General features: G+C 54.9%; 13 protein-coding genes. 10 read left to right on the plus strand and 3 right to left on the minus strand.

Translation table 11 applies throughout. The features are described from left to right. The first annotated feature begins 51 nt into the window (after positions 1-51). The 10 genes from NQ559_RS04285 to rhaM all read left to right on the plus strand — a co-directional run bounded on the left by NQ559_RS04285 (position 52) and on the right by rhaM (position 16202). On the plus strand, positions 52-1239 hold the full coding sequence (locus NQ559_RS04285; protein ID WP_046518003.1) for a DUF4934 domain-containing protein: 1188 nt from the start codon (positions 52-54) through the stop codon (positions 1237-1239). A 40-nt stretch (positions 1240-1279) separates the two neighbouring features. Beyond that, positions 1280-2461 carry a DUF4934 domain-containing protein gene (locus tag NQ559_RS04290; protein ID WP_018697577.1) on the plus strand — a complete coding sequence of 394 codons (1182 nt, stop codon included), beginning with the start codon at positions 1280-1282 and terminating at the stop codon, positions 2459-2461. Between the two features lie 38 nt (positions 2462-2499). Continuing rightward, the gene (locus NQ559_RS04295) at positions 2500-3684 is read left to right on the plus strand and encodes a DUF4934 domain-containing protein (RefSeq protein ID WP_259805241.1); all 1185 of its coding nucleotides are present in this window, start codon (positions 2500-2502) and stop codon (positions 3682-3684) included. A gap of 382 nt (positions 3685-4066) precedes the next feature. After that, positions 4067-5593 (plus strand): TolC family protein, encoded by a 1527-nt coding sequence (locus tag NQ559_RS04300; protein WP_018697451.1) that lies wholly within the window; start codon positions 4067-4069, stop codon positions 5591-5593. Between the two features lie 8 nt (positions 5594-5601). Further along, a complete protein-coding gene (locus NQ559_RS04305; protein WP_018697452.1) occupies positions 5602-6678 on the plus strand; it encodes an efflux RND transporter periplasmic adaptor subunit in 1077 nt (358 codons plus the stop codon). 10 nt (positions 6679-6688) lie between these two features. After that, positions 6689-9745: an efflux RND transporter permease subunit gene (locus tag NQ559_RS04310; protein ID WP_018697453.1), complete on the plus strand. Its 3057-nt coding sequence runs from the start codon at positions 6689-6691 to the stop codon at positions 9743-9745. Continuing rightward, on the plus strand, positions 9742-12918 hold the full coding sequence (locus NQ559_RS04315; RefSeq protein WP_018697454.1) for an efflux RND transporter permease subunit: 3177 nt from the start codon (positions 9742-9744) through the stop codon (positions 12916-12918). The genes NQ559_RS04310 and NQ559_RS04315 overlap by 4 nt, the downstream gene beginning before the upstream one ends. Further along, positions 12915-14807, plus strand: coding sequence for an O-antigen ligase family protein (locus NQ559_RS04320; protein WP_018697455.1), 1893 nt, complete (start codon positions 12915-12917; stop codon positions 14805-14807). The genes NQ559_RS04315 and NQ559_RS04320 overlap by 4 nt, the downstream gene beginning before the upstream one ends. Position 14808: 1 nt before the next feature. Then, positions 14809-15672 carry a signal peptidase I gene (gene lepB / locus NQ559_RS04325; RefSeq protein WP_018697456.1) on the plus strand — a complete coding sequence of 288 codons (864 nt, stop codon included), beginning with the start codon at positions 14809-14811 and terminating at the stop codon, positions 15670-15672. A 215-nt stretch (positions 15673-15887) separates the two neighbouring features. Next, the gene (gene rhaM / locus NQ559_RS04330) at positions 15888-16202 is read left to right on the plus strand and encodes an L-rhamnose mutarotase (protein WP_026318669.1); all 315 of its coding nucleotides are present in this window, start codon (positions 15888-15890) and stop codon (positions 16200-16202) included. A gap of 9 nt (positions 16203-16211) precedes the next feature. Here rhaM and NQ559_RS04335 read toward each other — a convergent pair whose 3' ends face one another. From NQ559_RS04335 to NQ559_RS04345, 3 genes are all read right to left on the minus strand, one after another. Beyond that, complete coding sequence (locus NQ559_RS04335) at positions 16212-16949, minus strand: AraC family transcriptional regulator (protein WP_018697458.1); 738 nt, start codon at positions 16947-16949, stop codon at positions 16212-16214. Next, complete coding sequence (locus NQ559_RS04340; protein ID WP_018697459.1) at positions 16931-17125, minus strand: hypothetical protein; 195 nt, start codon at positions 17123-17125, stop codon at positions 16931-16933. Before NQ559_RS04340 ends, NQ559_RS04335 begins: the two co-directional genes overlap by 19 nt. 240 nt (positions 17126-17365) lie before the next feature. Further along, positions 17366-20173 (minus strand): alpha-L-rhamnosidase, encoded by a 2808-nt coding sequence (locus NQ559_RS04345; protein ID WP_033395471.1) that lies wholly within the window; start codon positions 20171-20173, stop codon positions 17366-17368. Between the last annotated feature and the right edge of the window lie 58 nt (positions 20174-20231).

Here is a 20231-nt window from a genome sequence, read left to right on the forward strand (position 1 = left end):
CGTTACATGCTACCAATCTATAATATACTATCTAACTAATAAATTTTATAAATGAAACAATTAACCGCAGCTGTTTTAGCCTCCATCCTGTTCTGTGCTTGCGACACCCAGCCACAAAGCAATAGCATGGCATTAGAACTGTCCGACACGAAAATTATTAAAATCACCTACGACACTCCGCACCCGATTCGGGCCGATAATGCCAGAATTATCGGCATGGATGAAATGCTCGATAGGGTCAAATCAATTGACTACATAAAACTGGATTCATCCGAGCCCGTCGGTGTAATCAACAAAATGATCGTAACAAAAGATAAAATATTCATACTGGATGCCTATGTTGCCCAACAGATCTTCGTATTTAGTAAAATGGGCAAGCTGTTATACCGTATCAAAAATAAAGGCCGGGGGCCGAAAGAATATCAGAGCATCAGAGATATGCAGGTCGACACCATCCGGAATGAAATACTTGTAAATGACGCGTTGGCTCGCTCCTATCTTTATTTCTCCACCGATGACGGAGCGTTTCTCCGTAAGGAAACGGGAGTGGCGAACTGTTATCTGGCGCATATCGACAGTTTGTATATAAATTATCAAGCCCCAGAACAGGATTTTAACGACAATGAGAATTGGGCGATTCTCGTTTCCGACAAAGACTCCATTCTCTACAAGGGCTTCGAGCCTACACCGCTTCAAAATGATAATTTTATTAACAATAGCTTTACTTATGACTGCGATGGAAAGCTTTTGTTTACTCCAGTCTACTCCGATACTGTTTACCAATTTATGTCTATATCCATAGTATCACCTAAATATGTGATCCACCAAAAGAAGAGCATATGGAATCTTTATAACCAAAAAATACCCCCTCTGGAAGTAGATAAGTTAATCAAACAGAACAACTACACAAGATATGCGGGTAAATTTCTTGATGGGGGAAATTATGCTTCTTTTGAAATAGCCCACAAATGGGAGGAATATATTACCCCCAGACCTTATTTTTGGGATAAAAGAACCGACATAGTGTTTGCATGGGACACTGCCAATGTGGATGAAGATGCAATTGTCCATGAAATTATCCGACAACCGATAGCCGTCTACGGCGATACGTTTTTCGGCACCTGTTCGCCGCAAATCCCCGAAGAATACAGGAAAAACCTGAGCCCTAAGATCAAAAGCCTGCTGGAGTGTTCGAAGGAGAGCGACAACCCGATCGTGGTTGCGTATACGTTGAAATAATCGTAAAAACACCCAAGCAGAAGACCAAATAAGAAAGCATATGAAGCAACTAACAGCCACAATTATAGCCGCCCTATTCTGCGCCGCCTGCGGAACCACGCAACTAAAAAACAGCCCGGCATTGGAACTGTCTGATGTAGACTCAATTCATATCATGCCCGGCACTCCGCACCTGATCCGGGCCGACAATGCCAAAATCATCAGCACGGCTGAGTTGCTCAATATGGTCGGACAGGTCGATTACTTAAAGTTGGATTCATCCGAACCCATCGGTGAAATCTCAAAAATGGTCGTAACCAGAGACAAAATTTTTATACTGGATGCTCACATTGCACAGCAAATCTTTGTATTTAACAAAACCGGTAAGTTATTATTCCGTATCAAAAATAAAGGCCGGGGGCCGAAGGAATACATTAGTATCTGGGATATGCAGGTCGACACAATTCGGAATGAAATCCTGCTGAACGACGCCCTTGCGCGATCGTATCTCTATTTTTCCGCCGATGACGGACAGTTTATCCGCAGGGAAAAAGGCATTGCAAATTGTTATGTAGCACGTATCGACAGCCTATACGTAAATCTCCAAAACAACGGACAAGATTTTAATGATGAGGAAAACTGGGCGATACTCATTACCGATAAAGATTCGGTAATCTATAAAGGGTTCGAATTTAAACCGATCCAGGAAGGCGATTATATAGTCAACAGTTTTTACAGGGATAATGACGGAAGCCTACTATATACTCCGGTCTACTCCGATACCATTTACCAGTTCACGTCCCCGGCAACTGCCTATGCGAAATATGTGATATGCCAGGAGAAAAGCATATGGAAACTTTATAATGAAAAATTAACGGCATTGGAAATACGTCAGCGGATTAAAGAAAACAATTACACGAGAAGTGGTACCGATTTTATTGCGACGGGAACCCATGTGTTCTTTACTCTCGATAGTAAGTATAAAGAGTATGTTGGAGTGAAACCCCATTTTTGGGATAAACGGAATAATATCATTTACAAATGGGATGAAGGTATCCCGTCGCCAATACGAGATCTTATCGGCCATCCGAAGGCCGTTTACGGGAACACATTCGTCAGCATCTCCCCCACAGTAGGAATACCAAAAGAATACAGATACCTATTTAATCCCCGACTCAAAAAATTACTGGACAATTCGAACGAGGGCGATAACCCCATATTAGCTTTGTATACGCTGAAATAGCCGCAGAAACTCTTGGTTCCATATTATTAGAAAACCACATGAAACAACTAACCGCCATTATTTTAACCGCCTTGATCTGGGCATGCGGAGCCCAGCCACAAAACGACAGCAGGGCATTAGAACTGTCCGACACGAAAATTATTAAAATCACCCACGACACTCCGCACCCGATTCGGGCCGATAATGCCAGAGTTATCGGCATGGATGAAATGCTCGATATGGTCAAATCGATCGACTACATAAAACTGGATTCATCCGAGCCCGTCGGTGTAATAGACAAAATGATCGTTACAAACGATAAAATCTTCATAATGGATTCTTTTGCGGCTCAGCAAATTTTTGTATTCGACAAAACAGGCAAATTGTTGTTCCGCATCAAGAACAAAGGCCGGGGGCCCAAAGAATACATTAGTATCTGGGATATGCAAGTCGACACCATCCGGAATGAAATACTTGTAAATGACGCGCTGGCCCGCTCCTACCTTTATTATTCCACCGATGACGGGACATTCCTACGGAGGGAAAAGGGAATAGCGAACTGCTATTTGGCACGTATCGACAGCCTATCCATAAACCTTCAAATTCCCGGACAGGATTTCAACGACGACGAAAACTGGGCGATTCTCGTTTCCGACAAAGACTCCGTCCTTTACAAAGGATTCGCCCCGACACCTCTGCAAGACAACAATTTTGCAGTCAACAGTTTCACTTATGACTGCGATGGAAAGCTTTTGTTTACTCCAGTCTACTCCGATACTGTTTACCAATTTATGTCTGTATCCATAGTATCACCTAAATATGTGATCCACCAAAAGAAGAGCATATGGAATCTTTATAACCAAAAAATACCCCCTCTGGAAGTAGATAAGTTAATCAAGCAGAACAACTACACAAGATATGCGGGTAAATTTCTTGATGGGGAAAGTTATGCTTCTTTTGAAATAGCCCACAAATGGGAGGAATATATTACCCCCAGACCTTATTTTTGGGATAAAAGAACCGACATAGTGTTTGCATGGGATACTGCCAATGTGGATGAAGATGCAATTGTCCATGAAATTATCCGACAACCGATAGCCGTCTACGGCGATACGTTTTTCGGCACCTGTTCGCCGCAAATCCCCGAAGAATACAGGAAAAACCTGAGCCCCAAGATCAAAAGCCTGCTGGAGTGTTCGAAGGAGAGCGACAACCCGATCGTGGTTGCGTATACGTTGAAATGACTATAGCAACAACTATATTTCTTATGACACGACAATTAAAAAAGGTTACACGATAATAATTAAGAAAATATTTGTCAAATAATATTATTCTGCTTAAATTTGATAACCGACACCCACTTTATATAGTAAATAAATTAATGAAATCATCTCTCCAATTTAAACAAACAGCCCATGTTTGCCACCCTTTGCATACCTGTTGCCGAAACCATCGTCCGAGATAAGGATCCGTCTGCAAGTCGCTGGAAACAGTTATTCACACTTCGAACTTGAATACTCCGCCCCGCGACACTGCAGAGCGTCGTTCCCACTCCTTTCCGGGACAGTGACATATGCCCCCTGAAATTCCGCAACTCGATCCATCTCCTAACACCAAAACAAGCCTATGATACCGGAGATCATACGAAAGATATTAATCGTCGTCGCAGGAACCATACTCCCCGCAGCGGCACGGTCGCAGAGTTCGGCAATTGCGCCACAGGAATCGCAGCAGATACAACTCCGCCTGACGCTCGACAAGGCGATCTATTCGGCGCAAAACCATTCGATCGCCGCGATGGTCGCCAAATATACGTTTCTCTCCTCGTACTGGTCGTTCCGTTCCTACCAGGCAAGCCGGCTTCCGTCGCTCAACCTGAGCGGCGAGGTGCTGAGTTTCGACCGTTCGCTGCGCCTGTTGCAGGATTACGACACCGGGGAGATGCGTTATCTGGAGAACTACAACCTGCAAAACACACTGGGGCTTGCCATCCAGCAGAATATCACCCTGACGGGCGGCACCCTCAGGCTTTACTCGTCGCTCAACCGCCTCGACCAGTTCGCCCCCAAGGAGTCTAAATCCTATTATTCACAGCCCATCACGCTTTCCTACACCCAGCCTCTCTTTGCCTACAACAGCTTCAAATGGAATAAGAAGATCGCCCCGAAAGAGTACGAACTGGCCAAACGCACCTACATCGAAGCCATGGAGGACATTACGGTGCAGGCCGTGAGCTACTATTTCAGCTTGCTGCTGAGCAAAACCAGGCATACCATCGCCGTCAAGAACTACGGCAATACCAAATCCCTCTATTCCATAGCCGAAGAACGGCTCAAACTGGGGAGCATCACCAACGACGAGCTGCTCCAGTTGCAACTGCGCATGCTCAACGACAGCCTGGCGATCAACGACACGGCACTGGCAGTCCGCGAGCAGCGCATGAGGTTCAACTCTTACCTGCGTTACAGCGAGAACGTCGATATAGACCCGGTGCTCGACGAGCAAATCCCCGCCATCGAGATCGACTATGTGACCGTACTGGACAAGGCGCTGGAAAACTCGTCGTTCAATGCCGGCAACCAACTGCGAGCGCTCAACGCCGAGGCAGGCATCGCCCAGGCCAAGGCCGAACGGGGCGCTACGGCCACGATAAATGCCCGGTTCGGGTTGTCCCAAACCGGCGAAGAGTTCCGGACGGCCTATTCGAACCTGCTCGACCAGGAGGTCATCGGACTTCAGTTTTCCATCCCGCTTTTCGACTGGGGCATGGGCAAGGGCCGCGTCCGCATGGCCAAGGCGAGGGCCGACATGGTGCGCAACCAGATCGAGCAGGACGAAACCGATTACCGGCACACAATCTATACGCTCATCGAACAATTCCACAACCAGCGGAACCAATGCGTCGTGGCCGCCCGGGCACGGGAGGTCGCTGAAAGCCGCTATGCCATGGCGATGGAGAATTTCCGGCGGGGCACGGTGTCGGTTACGGACATGAATACGGCGCAGACCGAAAAAGACCAGGCCAGCCAGACCTACGTGTCGGCGCTGGCCGATTTCTGGAACTACTACTACTCGCTGCGCCGCAAAACCCTCTACGACTTCATTTCCCACACCGATATCAGCGTCGAGTTCGACCGCCTCATCGAAGAATAACCCTTGCCATGAAACAACACTACCTTTATCTGCTTTGTGCAGCGCTCCTCGCGGGCTGCGGCAAAACGAAGAACGCAAAGACCGATGCGGCACAGGATCGCATGCAGCACCGTATCGAACACAACGAAGTCACGGTGGATACGCTGCAAAGGCGCGACTTCATGCGGGAGCTGATCAGCAACGGACGGCTGGCAGCCTCGAAGCGCAGCACGCTCTCCTTCGAGGTTTCGGGGACAATCGCGGCGATCGATGCGAAGAACGGATCCCGCGTAGGCGCCGGGGAGCCGATCGCCCGCATCGATACGAGCGACTACGCCCTTCAGCTGCACAAGGCGCAGCTGGCATTGGACAAGGCGCGGCTGGGGTTTTACGACGTATTGGTCGGACAGGGGTATCAGGCCGGCGACACGGTCACCCCTCCGGCCGGGGTCATGCAGCTGGCACGCATCCGCTCGGGGTATGCCGATGCCACGGCATCGCTGCTCAGCGCCCGCCGCAGCCTGGCTCACTGTACCCTGCGGGCTCCCTTTGCGGGAAAGGTCGCCGATGTGGAACAACAGGTCTATGAGAAATCGAAAGGCGAATTCTGCACCCTGTTGGACGACAGCCGGCTGAACGTCCGCTTCTCTGTCCTCGAATCCGAATACGGGCTGCTCAGCCCGGGGCAGGAGATCGGCGTCAGCCCGTTCGCCGACCTGCGCAAGGAGGTGAAAGGACGCATTACGGCGATCAACCCTTCGGTCGATGTGCACGGACAGGTGCAGGTCGATGCCGAGGTCGTCAACGACGGCACGCTGGCCGACGGGATGAACGTCCGGGTGGCTGTGCGGCAAAAGGTGCCTGGGCAACTGGTCGTGCCGAAGAGCGCGGTGGTCATCCGCGACAATCTCGAGGTACTCTTCCGCTACAAAGACGGCCGGGCGCAATGGACTTACGTACATACTTCGCTGGCCAACAGCCGGGAGTATGTGGTCGAAGCGAATCTGGATCGCGGGGCGGAGCTCAACCCCGGCGACCTGGTGATCGTCTCGGGGAACCTGAATCTGGCCGACGGCTCGGAGGTCTCGCTCGGCAGGGAACAATAACACCGCACCCATGTTACGCAAACTTCTCGACCGGCCTATCGCCGTGACGATGATCGCCGTCGTCCTGCTCATCCTGGGCATTGTCAGCAGCCGCCTGCTGCCTGTGTCGCTCGTGCCGGACGTCGACGCGCCGTATATCACGGTGCAGATCCCCGCACAGGGGCTTTCGGCCCGGCAGCTGGATGAAACCGTCATCACCCCGCTGCGGCAACAACTCATCCAGTTGTCGCAGTTGACCGACCTGCGCAGCGAGGCCCGCGAAGGAAACGGCATTATCCGCCTGACCTTCGAACAGGGCTCGGACATCGACTACCTGTTCATCGAAGTGAACGAGAAGATCGACCGTTCGACGACCTCCCTGCCCCGCGACGTGGAGCGCCCGAAGGTAATCAAGGCGAGCGTCACCGACATCCCGGCCTTCTATATCAACCTCACCGTACGGGGGGATCAACCGACCGGGCACCGGGACGAACGGCATCCCGTATCCGACCGGTTCGCGGCGCTGAGCCGTTTTGCCTCGCAGGTCATCACCAAACGCATCGAGCAGTTGCCCGAGGTAGCCATGGTCGACCTGAGCGGCACCGTTGCCCCGGAACTGCTGGTTATCCCCGACGAGGCGAAACTCCGCCAGGCGGGCATCACCATGGCCGCCGTCGAGGGGGCGCTGCGCCGGGCGAACGTAACGCTGGGGAGCCTTGTCATCCGGGACGGGGAATACCAGTACAACGTGAAATTCCAGTCGGCGATAAACGGCCGGAAGGATATAGAGGATATTTTTCTGAAAATCAACGGCCGGTTGTTCCGCCTCAAAGAACTGGCCACGATCGTCGAGCACCCCCGCAAACGGCAGGGCATGGTATTTTCGGACGGCCGCAACACCGTGTCGCTGGCGGTCGTCAAGCAGGCGGATGCCCGCATGTCGAAGCTCAAGGACGAGCTCGACAAGCAACTCCGGCAGTTCCGCTACGACTATCCGGACGTGGAGTTCACCGTCACGCGCGACCAGACCGAACTGCTCGACTATTCGATTTCGAACCTGATAAACAACATCATCACGGGGGCATTGCTGGCCTGCGTCATCATCTTCTTTTTCATGCGCGACATGAAGTCGCCGATGCTGGTGATCCTGACCATTCCCGTGACGCTGATCATCTCGATCCTGGTTTTCTACCTGTTGCATATCTCGATCAACATCATCTCCCTGTCGGGACTGGTGCTGGGCATCGGTATGATGGTCGACAATTCGATCATCGTCATCGACAACATCACAGCCCGCTGGATACGCGGGGAGCAGCTGGCCGGGGCCGTCACGCAGGGCACCAAGGAAGTCATGGTTCCTATGCTGTCGTCCGTGCTGACGACCTGCGCGGTATTCGTCCCGCTGATCTTCCTCAACGGCATGGCCGGGGCGCTCTTCTACGACCAGGCCATGGCCGTAGCCATCACGCTGTTCGTCGCCTACGGGGTCTCCGTCACGTTACTGCCGGTTTATTACCGCTGGTGGTACAGCCGGCAGCAGGCTTTCCGGCCTACGCCGTGGCTCGCGTTCTTCTCCTTCGACCGGGTCATCGACGGGTACGACGCCATCCTGAAATGGTTTTTCCGCCGCCGCGGGCTGATGTGGGGTATTTATGCGATCTCGATACTGGGGCTTGCACTCCTCTTCCGGAGCATCGACAAGGAGCGGCTGCCGGCGATGACCTACAGCGACATGTTAGTCCGCATCGACTGGAACGACCGCATCTCGGCCGAAGAGAATGCACGCAGGACGGAAAACCTCGTCGCCTCGCTGGGTGACCGCATTCTCCAATCCACGGTCATGGCGGGCGTCCAGCAGTTTGTCCTTTCGCACACCGAGGAGAACGGAGTGGCCGAGGCGACGGTCTACCTCAAGTGCCATGAACCGGACGACGTGGCACCCGTTCAGGATGCCATCCGCGGCTATCTGGCGGAGAACGCCCCTGTGGCCCGCTGTTCGTTCGGCGTTTCGGGCAACGTCTTCGACATGATCTTCGCCGAGCGTGAAGCCGTGCTCACCGCACGCCTGCGCTCGACGACCGGGCACAGTGCCGACCCGGAACAGTTGCAGCAGCTGCTCGACCGCATACAGGATACGCTGCCCGGGCAGGAAATCCCGCCGGTCGCCATGCAGGAGGACATCCTCTACATCGCACAACCCGAACAGATGGCGTTGTACGGCGTGACCTACAACGACCTCATAGCCACGCTGCGCAATGCGCTCAACGAGAATACGCTCTTCACGGTCACTACGGGCGATGAATCGCTGCCGGTGGTGATCGGCAACGACCTGCGCAGTCTGGACGATCTGCTCGGCAATACGTTCATCCGCACCACCGAGGCCGAAATCCCGGTCGGCATCCTGATGCGCCAGACAATGACCCGCGACCTGAAGCACGTTGTGGCCGGAGCCGAGGGTAACTATTACCCGCTCGACCTCGCACCCCGGGCCAAGGATGTCCCGGCCGTCATCGGCGCGATCCGGGGCTGTGTGGCGGAAGACGAACATTTCGAGGTGAGCTTCAGCGGCAGCTATTTCTCGAACCGCGGCATGGTGGGGCAGCTCATCGGGGTGCTTGCCGTGGCCCTGCTGCTGCTTTTCTTCATCCTGGCTGCACAGTTCGAATCGCTCGTCCAGCCATGGATCATCCTCTCGGAAATCGTCATCGACCTTTTCGGGGCACTCGTCGTCCTCTGGGTATTCGGGCAGACGCTCAACCTGATGTCGATGATCGGGCTGATCGTGGTCTGCGGCATCGTGATCAACGACTCGATCCTCAAGATCGACACCATCAATACGCTGCGACGGGAGGGCATGGCGCTCAAACACGCCATCATGGAGGCCGGGCGGCGGCGCCTGAAAGCCATCGTCATGACCTCGCTCACGACGATCCTGGCCGTAGCGCCGTTCCTGTCCCACGGCGACATGGGTTCCGACCTACAGCTCCCGATGTCGCTGACCATCATCAGCGGCATGATTGTGGGTACGCTGGTGAGCGTATTCTTCATCCCGCTGGCCTATTACGAGATTTACAGACCCCGCCGATGAACGTCCCGCGCCCCATATCCCCGTCGCGGAGAGGGATCCCCGCATTTTCGGTGCTGCTGATCATGGCGGCGCTGGCGGTCATCGGGGCGGCCATGCTGCCCATGCTCAATATCCAGTATACGCCGTCGGCAGCCGAGCGGAGGATCGACCTCTATTTCTCATGGCCGGATGCCTCGGCACGCCTGATCGAGCAGAGCGCCACCTCGCGTATCGAAGGCGCCATGTCGACCGTCGCGGGGTGCGAGAACGTCTCTTCCCGTTCGGCCAAAGGCTACGGCAACATCTCGGTCGCATTCCGCAAGGGAACGGATATGGAAGCCGCCCGCTTCGAGGTCGCATCGGCGATCCGGAATCTCTATGCCAAATTGCCGCAGGAAATCTCCTATCCCTATATTTCACTCGCCGCCTCCGGCAGCCGCGAATCCGAGACGCTGGTCTATACGATCAAGGCCGACCTGCCCTCCGAACGCATCGAAGAGTATGTGACGGCCCACGTCTCGACCCCGCTGTCGCAGGTCGAGGGGGTCGGGCGGGTCGTGTTGTCGGGTGTCACCCCCTTCGAATGGGTCGTCACGTTCGACCCCAAGGCAATGGAGGCCGCCGGGATCACGGCCACGGATCTCGCCCTGGCATTCCGGAATTATTTCCGCAGCGACGTGGTCGGGATGACGACGCTCCCGCAAGCCGACGGCAGCGAGCGGAGCGTCGTACTGAAGCTCCGCAACCGTGCCGGGCTCGACTTCGGGGATATTCCCGTCGCGCACCGCAACGGCCGCATCTACTACCTGCGCGATTTCGCCACTGCACGCTGGCGCGAAGCGCTCCCGGCGAGCTATTTCCGCATCAACGGCCTCAATACGATCAACCTCTCGGTGGTCGGCGAGCCTCACACGAACATCCTTCAGGTCGCCTCTTCGGTCAAGGCGGAGATGCAGCGCCTTCAAGCCTCCTTCCCGGCCGAACTGTCCGCGACGCTGACCTACGACGCTTCGCAGTACGTCTCGGGGGAACTGCATAAAATCTACCTCCGCACGCTGCTCTGCGTAGCCATCCTGCTGTTGTTCGTCTATCTGGTCAGCCGGGATTTCCGCTACCTGCTGATCATCACGGTAACGCTCGTGGTCAATATCCTGATCGCCGTGGTTTTCTATAACCTGCTCCGGCTGGACATCCATATCTATACGCTCGCCGGGATTACAGTCTCGCTGGGTATCATCATCGACACGTCGATCATCATGGTCGACCATTACAGCTACTACCGCGACCGCCGGGTATTCGTCTCCATCCTCGGAGCGCTGCTGACGACAATCGGCGCGTTGGGAATCGTCTGGCTGCTGCCCGAAGAGCAGCAGGCCAACCTGACTGACTTTTCACTGGTGATCGTCGTCAACCTGGCCGTATCCCTGCTCATCGCGCTGCTGTTCGTGCCGTCGTTGCTCGATAAATTTCCGCTGAGGCGCAGCATGACGGTGTCGTCCGTGCGCCGGCGAAGGCTCATCGTGCGGTTTTCACACGGGTATGGGCGGTTCATCGCCTGGGGGCGCAGGCACCGCTGGATCTTCATCGCGGCACTGGTCTGGGGGTTCGGCATCCCGACATTCCTGCTGCCGGACAAGATCGCCGAAGGCAAGGACGGGAAGCCCTCGGCATGGGCCAACGCCTACAACAGCGTCATGGGAAGCCAGGCTGTCTCCGAGCACCGGCTCCAGATCGACAAAGTCTTCGGGTCGTCGCTGCACCTGTTCCGCACCGCGACCAACCGGTACAATAATTTCCGCACGCCGGAACAAAAACGCCTTTATGTCAACGCGGGAATGGCCGAAGGGTGTACCGTCCAGCAGCTCAACGAGGTTGTGCGGCATATGGAAAACTACATCAGCCGTTTCGACCAGGTCGACATGTTCCGCACGCGCATTACCTCCTACGACAATGCGCAAATCGAGATCACGTTCAAACCCGAATTCGAAAACGGCCCGTTCCCGGCGATGCTCAAACAGGAGCTCACCTCCGCGGCGATCAATTTCGGCGGTGCGACCTGGTACATCCGGGGCATCGACGACAACTCGTTCAACAACAACGTCGTCAACAACTACCGCTCGAACCAGTTTCGGCTCAAAGGCTACAATTACGACCAGCTGTCGGCCTATGCCGATGCCCTGATCGACTCCCTGTCCCGCAACCGCCGCGTCTCCAACCCCGAAATAATGGACGGTAACGCCTGGTCGCTGCCCCACAACGAATTCAACATCCGCTACGACGGCGAGCGAATCGCCGCCGCAGGGCTCGATGTGGCCGACTATTACGGGATTCTCAGCACGATGCTCTTCAAAGAGCGGCTGTCGCCGGTTTATACCGGCGAGGAACTCCAGCAGGTCGTGCTCGAATCGGGCGACCGCGACCGCTTCGACCGCTGGCATGTGGCCAATGCCCAGGTGCGCCTCGGCTCGCGGCAAACGAAGCTCTCGGCAGTCGGTTCCATCGAAAAACAGCGTACGGGCGTCTCCATCCGCCGCGACAGGCAGTCGTACCAGATATTGGTCGGGTACGATTTCATCGGCTCGTACGAACTGGGGCGACGGCTGATCGAACGTACCGTCAAGCAATTCAACGAGGAGATCCTGCCCATCGGGTTCCGGGCCGACTCGCCGTCGTCCGGATTCTGGCAGGAGGAGAAACAACAGCAGGTGTGGCTCATCCTGCTGGTCGTGGCGATAATATACAGCATGTGCGCCGTCATCTTCGAATCCCTGCGCAAACCCGTCGTAATCATCCTGATGATCCCCATCTCGTTCATCGGGGTGTTCCTCACGTTCGGCTGGTCGGATTTCGTCTTCGACCAGGGCGGGTTCGCCGCTTTCGTCCTCTTGTGCGGCATTGTCGTCAACGCCGGCATCTACCTGATCAACGAGCAGAACAACTGGGCCGATGTTTCGCACCAGCACGGGATCCGGCTCTACCTGAAGGCGTATAACCACAAGATCATTCCCATCATGCTCACCATCGTGTCGACCGTGCTGGGCTTGGTGCCCTTCCTGTACGACGGCCCCGAGGAGGTTTTCTGGTTCGCATTCGCCATGGCCGCCATCAGCGGGACGTTGTTCTCGATCGTAGCGCTGGTCGTCTATCTGCCGATCTTCCTGCCGATGGGTCGTAAAACCGGCAACCTGTCATGATACGGCGCCCCCATCCGTTCCTGCGTTGTCTGCTGGCGTTTCTGTTGGCGGCCGCCTGCTGGTTCCTGCTCGTCCCGGCGCTCGACATGCCCGTACAGGAGTTGCACGGAAATATCCTCCCGTCCCTGCGGGCAACCGCGGCCCTGACGGCCCTGGCGGCCTGCTACTGTCTGTGCTACCGGCCTCGTCTGTATGTGAACCGTACGGATATATATGCAGTCTTATACCTGGGTTGGGTCACGGCAGGCCGGTTCCTGTGGCCCGGGTTGGCTTCGGCGGTCAGGTATGACGAGCTGTTGCAGGCCGCGATGATCTATGTCGCCTTGCGGATTGTCTTTACGGCCGAACGGCGGACGACGACGCTCCTGCTCCTGCTATTGTGCCTGCTGGGCATCTACGAGGCATGGGTCGGCATACGCCAGATCTACGGATTCGCGCAGTCGAACCACGGACTGTTCAAAATAACCGGCACGCTTTTCAACCCGGGCCCCTATGCGGGGTTCATCGCCCCCGTATTCGTATGCGCCGCGGCTTGTGTCGCCAGATACCGGTTCGCCGAACGGGCATTGCGAACGTGGGGCTCGCTGCGGCGCCTGCGTTCGGGCGTCCTGCTGTGGGGCGTGGCGCCTTACCTGCTCGGCTGGGGCGTGGCGCCTTACCTGCTCGGCTGGGGCGCGGCGCTCATGACGGTCGTAGTCCTCCCGGCGTCGATGAGCAGGGCCGCGCTGATCGCCGTCGCCGCGGGCTGCGGGGCGTTCGCATTCCGGGAGTGGAATGTCAGGGATCGCTTCCGACGCATATCCCGTGCGCATCCATTGCGCGTGGGGGTGCTTTCGGGTCTGGCTGTACTGCTCCTTGCGGGCATCGGCGCCGGGGCATACCATATCAAGCGTCCTTCGGCCGAGGGACGCCTGCTGATGTGGAAAATCGATACGCGGATCATGCTCCGCCATCCGCTCTGCGGGGCCGGGATCGGAAATTTCGCAGGCGCATTCGGCGAAGAGCAGGCACGTTACTTCGCCTCGGAAGAGCGTTCGAAAGCCGAGACCCAGGTCGCCGGATGCCCCGAAGCGGGATTCAACGAATTCCTGCAGACCGGGGCGGAAACTGGGGCAGTAGGCCTTGTGTTGCTGTTGCTGATAACGGGAAGCGCAATCGTGAGCCAGCTCAGGCGCGGCGCGCCCTTCGGTTACGGGCTGCTGGCAGCGGCAGTTTTCGCCTGCTTCTCCTATCCGTGGGACGTGTTGCCATTGCGGCTGCTGTTCGTCGTATTGCTTGCCGGGACGTGCTCGAAACGGGTTGTCCCGATCCCCGGGCGGGGGCATGTCGTCGTGTTGCTGGCACTTGCGGGATGTCTCGTATGCTGGACGGGATTGTACAGCCGCTATGCCCGCCGTGTGGAAGCCCGGCGGCAATGGAGCGAGGTTCGCGTCTGGCCGAATTCAGGGAGGTACGACTACCTGGTCGAAGACGGGCCCCGTCACCATGACGCCCTGCAGGGCGACTTCCGGTTTTTATACGACTATGGCTATGCGCTGCACAAAACGGGCGACTACCGGCAGAGCAACGAAATTCTCTGCGAGGGCATGCGGATCAGCAGCGACCCGATGTTCTGGAATATCGCGGGGCGGAATTACGAAATGCTGGGGGATGTCGCGGCAGCCGAGGAAGCTTACCTGCATGCGCACCATATGATTCCGGATCGGGTTTATCCGCTCTATCTGCTTGCCAAACTCTACCTCGCAGACGGACAGACGGAAAAGGCATACGCCGCGGCACGCCGGGTCGTTGCGCATAAGCCCAAGGTCGAATCGGTGCAAACACGGGAGATGCAGGCAGAGCTGCTCAAATTGTTCGGCATGTCCCCTGCGGACGAAATACGGGAGTAATATGCGACGGGTTTTCAACTATATCTTTTGGATATCCGCAAGCGCCTGCATGCTTTTCGCGGGATGGCTGCTCCTGCGGATTTTCATCTGCGACCAGTTCGTCGTCCCGTCGGAATCGATGATGCCGACCTTGTTGCCCGGGGATCGGATCCTGGTCAATAAACTGCTCGCCGGGAGCCGCATTTACAGCAAACTCGAGTTCCGGCAGGGTGTTCCGCTCCGTTCGTTCCGCATACCCGGCCTCAGAGGGGTGCATGTCAATGACGTGGTGGTCTTCAATGCCCCGCACGGGTACGACCGGGATCGCATAGAGTTCCGGATCAACTATGTCTATGCCAAACGTTGTGTCGGGACACCCGGCGACAGCATTGCCATCCGGAACGGGTATTTTTGCAATAATCGCTACAAGGGGATTATCGGCGATGCCGGAGAACAGGGACGGCTGGCTGCGATGCCGGATTCGTCGTTACCGCCCAATGTACTGCGCGCCTTCCCTTTCGATGACCGGCGCTACGGGTGGACGATCAAAAATATGGGACCTCTATATATTCCCCGTGCCGGCGACAGGATCGAACTCGACTCACTGAACTATGAGCTGTACCGACTTGTCGTGGAATATGAAACAGGCGGGGAGCTGACCTGCGACGGGAACCTCCCGCGGCTCAACGGCGAAGCGGTCTCGACATACGAATTCCGGAAAAACTATTATTTCTTCTGCGGCGACAATGTAGTCAATTCTAAGGATTGCCGCTATTTAGGGTTCGTTCCGGAAGATTTCGTCATAGGTATCGCCAGGCGTATTACATACTCCAAAAATCCGTTCGGGACAAAGCTCAAAAGTCGGTGTTGGAAAAGAATCATATGATTTTTACAATGCCACCGACAGGCCCGCTTGAAAATCCATCCCCGCGCTACAAGCCGCATCACCGGCCCCGAAGGCTCCGGCTCCGGCGGGAAACGCTGGGAACGCACAGGTTCAAACCGGCTCCGCATATGGGTCATTTACCCCTATCTTAGTATCATTTCACCCACGCATGGGAGCCTGTATTTGGATTATTTTTGTTTAAAAGATTCGACGTCATGAGATCAAAAGCCTTTAAAATGTATCTGAAACCGGGCATGGAAGAGGAGTACCGCAGACGGCATGAAAAGATATGGCCGGAGCTGGAACGGCAGTTGAGGCAGGAAGGCATATACGACTATTCGATCTTCCTGGATCGGGACACCAACACGCTGGTAGGCGTGCAGAAGAACAGAGGGGAAACCGGATCCCAGCAGATGGGCGCCAACGAACTGGTGCGCAGGTGGTGGGATTATATGGCGGATATAATCGACGTCAACCCGGACAACTCGCCCGTCTCGGTCGATCTGCCGGAAGTATTTTACATGGAATAGCCGCCGGAATTACTCGGAGCCGGACGGCACGTCGCAGCACGCGACCCGGTATTCGGACGGCGGGCATCCGACGTATTTCCTGAAGATCGCTGAAAAATAGGCCGCATCCTCGTACTTGAGGTAAAACGCGATCTCCTTGATGCTCAGGGGTGAGTTCAGTAACATCAACTTTGCCTTTTGCAGCTTCAGCTGGGTGATATAATGCGCAGGCGAGACGTTGGTATACTCCTTGAATGTCTTGCGAAACCACGAATAACTCATGTTGATCTTGTCGGCCACCTGCTCGGGCGTGATGTCGGTCAGCATATTCTCGCGCATAATGCTGCGGGCCTGGTCGATTTTCTCGGCCACCGCATCGTTGGAAGAGTAATCGTTGCTGTCGTAGTAGATCACGTAGGCCAGGATACTGTTCGCAATCGACGCCAGCACCTGCTGGCAGCCGGTCTTTTCCTTGAAGGCGATCTCCAGCGCCTCCTTATACCGGTCGATAATGTGCTCCCGGAAACCGATAGGATGGATGACCTTGTTACGGACGAAAAAGCCGTTGTTATAACGGCTGTCGATATGCGCCCCGCGGAAACCGATCCAATATTCCTGCCAGCCGCTCTTCTTGTCGGGGTAATAGCTGTGCCACGTATAGGGCGGAATGATGAGCATGGTTCCGCCTTTGATCTCGACGCGCTTTTCCGGCGACTCGTGGTACCAGCCCCGCCCTTTCGATATGTAAATCAGTTGGTAATTGTCCAACACGCGTCCATTTCGCGTATTAAAGTAGTAATCAGCAGGATGTCCTGCTGAGGGGGGGGGTAAAAGCTGTAATCGGGTTCGATATAGTACTCCCCGACGTTGTCAACGGTTATTCCCCAGGACTTATCCTGGTCACTGCATACCATGTATTTGAACGATGCCTGTTGTTGCGACATATCCGTATATTTTTATCGCAGATCCCGATTTAAAATGTTAAAATTCCAGATAAAGGTAAACATTTTTTCAGAATAGTGAGCTATCTGAAATAACAGAATCTTTTGCAAAAGCCAGACCCCGCTCATTTCAGATAATACAGTTATAATAGGGCCGCCGCTCCGAGACAGATAAAAGCCGCATAAAAAAATAGCAGCCGAATACGTCATCGACTGCTATTTCCTGTTTGACAAATCGGATTGTCAGAACCTGAATTCATAGGTTCCCGACCCTACCGAATAATGCGTTTTGCCATTGCCGACCGTGATCAGCGAAATTGCCGGAATATTCCGAATACGGGTATTATTCACCCGGAGGTTCCCCCCGATCATTTCCGACGGAAGAATCAGTTCGGCCACAGAGTTAGCCGGAACCCGGATCGTCAGGGTTATTCGATCGCCCCGTTTTTTCCATGCCGATACGATCTCCCCGTAGAGCGAATGATAGGATGTACAGGCTTCTTCGAGCCCGGAGCCCAATCCCGGTTCTATGATAAATTCCCGGAAACCCGGCTTGTCTTCATCGGCCCGGATTCCCCCGAGATATTTATAGAGCCAAAAACCGATATATGCACCGTAGGGATGGTGGCCGCTACCCGGCCCGTTCAGGTTTATGGATTCGGACATCGTGCTCTTGGAACTCCGTACCATATGGAGCCAGCCGGGGCTTTCGGGTTGGGTCAGCATTTTATAAGCCACGTCGAAATATCCGTTGCCGGGCAGGTAGTCCATCGTAAAATTACCGCCGATAAACCCGGCGCTAATATGTCCGTTTCTCATATCTATCGCATCGAGCAACCGTTGCCGGACTTTCTCTTCCATTTCATCGGGAACCAGCCCGAGCGCCAATGGCAGTGCTTGTGCCGTCTGCGAATTTTCCGCATAGATTCCGGTTTCATAATCGAGAAACTCACGGTTGAATTTATCCTTTATGCTGTCGGCGAGTTCCCTGTAATGCTCCAACAACCTCTTGTCATAACCGAGGATTTGCGCATAATCGGCCAGCTTCCGGCTCATCCAATAATAGCCGGCAGTCGATGTCTGCGCGACAGGCGTCAGATTCGAAGCCTGGCTGTTGGGATCGGGATTGAGATCGAGCCAATCCCCCAAAGACCACGAGATGATATGATCCTCGGCCGTCGAGCTTAAAAAATCCACATATGCTTTGAGTGAGGGAAACGCAGACTCCAGCACGCCGGCATCCCCGGTGTAAAGGTATAATTTATCGGCCAACAAAAATATGGATCCGCCCCACCACGGATCGTCCCAATAATCGAGGCTTCCGTCTTCATGGACATATCCCCACCCCACCGACGGCACTGTCGACGGAATATGCCCCGCCGGGGACTGGGAATCCTGAAAATCCCGAAGGGCCTTTTTATACGTATTGAGCGCGTCGAAATTATACAGGTAAGATTCCATGACGACCGCAGCATCGAGCGTCCAGCCCATCTTTTCCCGGGTAGGTTCCTCGCCGGGGATGCCATGGACGGCATTGAGCAGCGTGCGGCAAACCGCAGCATTGAGATCATTCAGTTTATCCATGGAACAACTGAAATTCCCTGCGCGCTGCAAATCGGTATGGACGCATTTGGCCGTAAAATCTTCCGGGGCCGGCTTATAGTCAAGTCCCCGAACCTGCATATACCGGAATCCGTGGTAGGTGAACCGGGGTTCGAATGTTTCCTCTCCGTCGCCGCCCAGTATCAGCAACTCGGTCTGATAGCGCCCGCGCGTATGCCATGTACTGTTCTGCGTATCCAGGGAGCCGTCGGCTTTAAGCACTTCGTTGAACTGGAGCTCCACGGTCTGCCCCCTGCTGCCCCGTACACGCGTTTCGACCCAGCCGGTAAGGTTTTCACCGAAATCCACCAGATAGACACCGGGGCCCGTTTCCGTAATCCCCACGGGTTTCAGTTCCTTCACCACACGCATCGGAGGCATCGGATCCGCCGTCAATTTACCCAGAGGCGCGGGGACATGGCAGACATTGCGCCACAGGCTATCGCAGAAACCCGGTTCGTTCCAACCGTGCACGGACTTGGTATGGTCGATCGTTTCCCCCGAGCGGACGCTGTTATAGACGATTTCACCATGCCCCCATTTCCACGTCCTATCCGTCACGATCACGTCGCGCGCTCCCGATTCGTATTCGACGACGACATTGAGCCGGACTTTCGGCGGCGTATGCCAATTCGCATCGTGCATCCCGAAAACATCCCGTGTCGGCAGGCTGTACCAGCCGTTCCCCAACAGGATACCAAAGGCATTGCTTCCGGTTGAAAAGTAATCCGTCACATCGTAGGTCGCATACACGACCCTTTTATCGTAATCGGTAAACAACGGATCCATCACCCTGTCGCCGACTTTGCGGCCATTGATATACAATTCGTAATACCCCAGGCCGCATATGAATGCAGTCGCCTTGCGAACCGGCACCGGTATCTCCACCTCCCGGCGCATATACACGGCAGCGCTGTCCTCCATAAACCAATTTTCATGCTCGACCCGCCGGTTCGATTTATACCTGCGGTGCGGAAGCAGTTCTGCGAATTTGGACGAAACCCATTCCCCTTCCCAGTCGAATTCCTCGAACAGTCCGGTTCTCCACGATGCAACGGGGCTCCAATCCGATTCGAGGCCGGACACATCCCATACCTTCACTTTCCAATAGTAATCGCAACAGGGCAACAGCGGGGTTCCTGCAAATTTCACATGCTGGCTTTTACCATCCGCAACAATCCCCGAGTCCCATATATCGCCGCAATCCGCGTCCAACAACGCCTTGTCCGAAGCGACCAATACCCTGTAAGATCCCTGGAGGTATCCGGCCCGGTCGGTATCGATACGCCAGCCCAGCAGAGGCTTCTTGTCTCCCATACCGATGGGCTCTTCCACATAATTACATGTCAGGCCCAGCAGTTTCACGTCTCGGGTAACAGCAGACATCCCGGGCAATGCGACCGGAAGGAGAAATGCAAGGGTGAAGAACAATCTTTTCCAATAGTCCATACAATATCATTTTAGGTTATTCGCCGCTCGTTCTTATGTTACGAAATTACAATAACGT

Origin of the sequence: Alistipes onderdonkii, from assembly GCF_025145285.1 — a bacterium.
Lineage (GTDB): Bacteria > Bacteroidota > Bacteroidia > Bacteroidales > Rikenellaceae > Alistipes > Alistipes onderdonkii.

Coding starts and splice junctions, on each gene's coding strand:
- NQ559_RS04315 (WP_018697454.1), top strand. CDS start 9,742: ATGAACGTCCCGCGCCCCATATCCCCGTCGCGGAGAGGGATCCCCGCA.
- NQ559_RS04285 (WP_046518003.1), top strand. CDS start 52: ATGAAACAATTAACCGCAGCTGTTTTAGCCTCCATCCTGTTCTGTGCT.
- NQ559_RS04305 (WP_018697452.1), top strand. CDS start 5,602: ATGAAACAACACTACCTTTATCTGCTTTGTGCAGCGCTCCTCGCGGGC.
- NQ559_RS04290 (WP_018697577.1), top strand. CDS start 1,280: ATGAAGCAACTAACAGCCACAATTATAGCCGCCCTATTCTGCGCCGCC.
- NQ559_RS04320 (WP_018697455.1), top strand. CDS start 12,915: ATGATACGGCGCCCCCATCCGTTCCTGCGTTGTCTGCTGGCGTTTCTG.
- NQ559_RS04310 (WP_018697453.1), top strand. CDS start 6,689: ATGTTACGCAAACTTCTCGACCGGCCTATCGCCGTGACGATGATCGCC.
- NQ559_RS04295 (WP_259805241.1), top strand. CDS start 2,500: ATGAAACAACTAACCGCCATTATTTTAACCGCCTTGATCTGGGCATGC.
- NQ559_RS04345 (WP_033395471.1), bottom strand. CDS start 20,173: ATGGACTATTGGAAAAGATTGTTCTTCACCCTTGCATTTCTCCTTCCG.
- NQ559_RS04340 (WP_018697459.1), bottom strand. CDS start 17,125: ATGTCGCAACAACAGGCATCGTTCAAATACATGGTATGCAGTGACCAG.
- lepB (WP_018697456.1), top strand. CDS start 14,809: ATGCGACGGGTTTTCAACTATATCTTTTGGATATCCGCAAGCGCCTGC.
- rhaM (WP_026318669.1), top strand. CDS start 15,888: ATGAGATCAAAAGCCTTTAAAATGTATCTGAAACCGGGCATGGAAGAG.
- NQ559_RS04300 (WP_018697451.1), top strand. CDS start 4,067: ATGATACCGGAGATCATACGAAAGATATTAATCGTCGTCGCAGGAACC.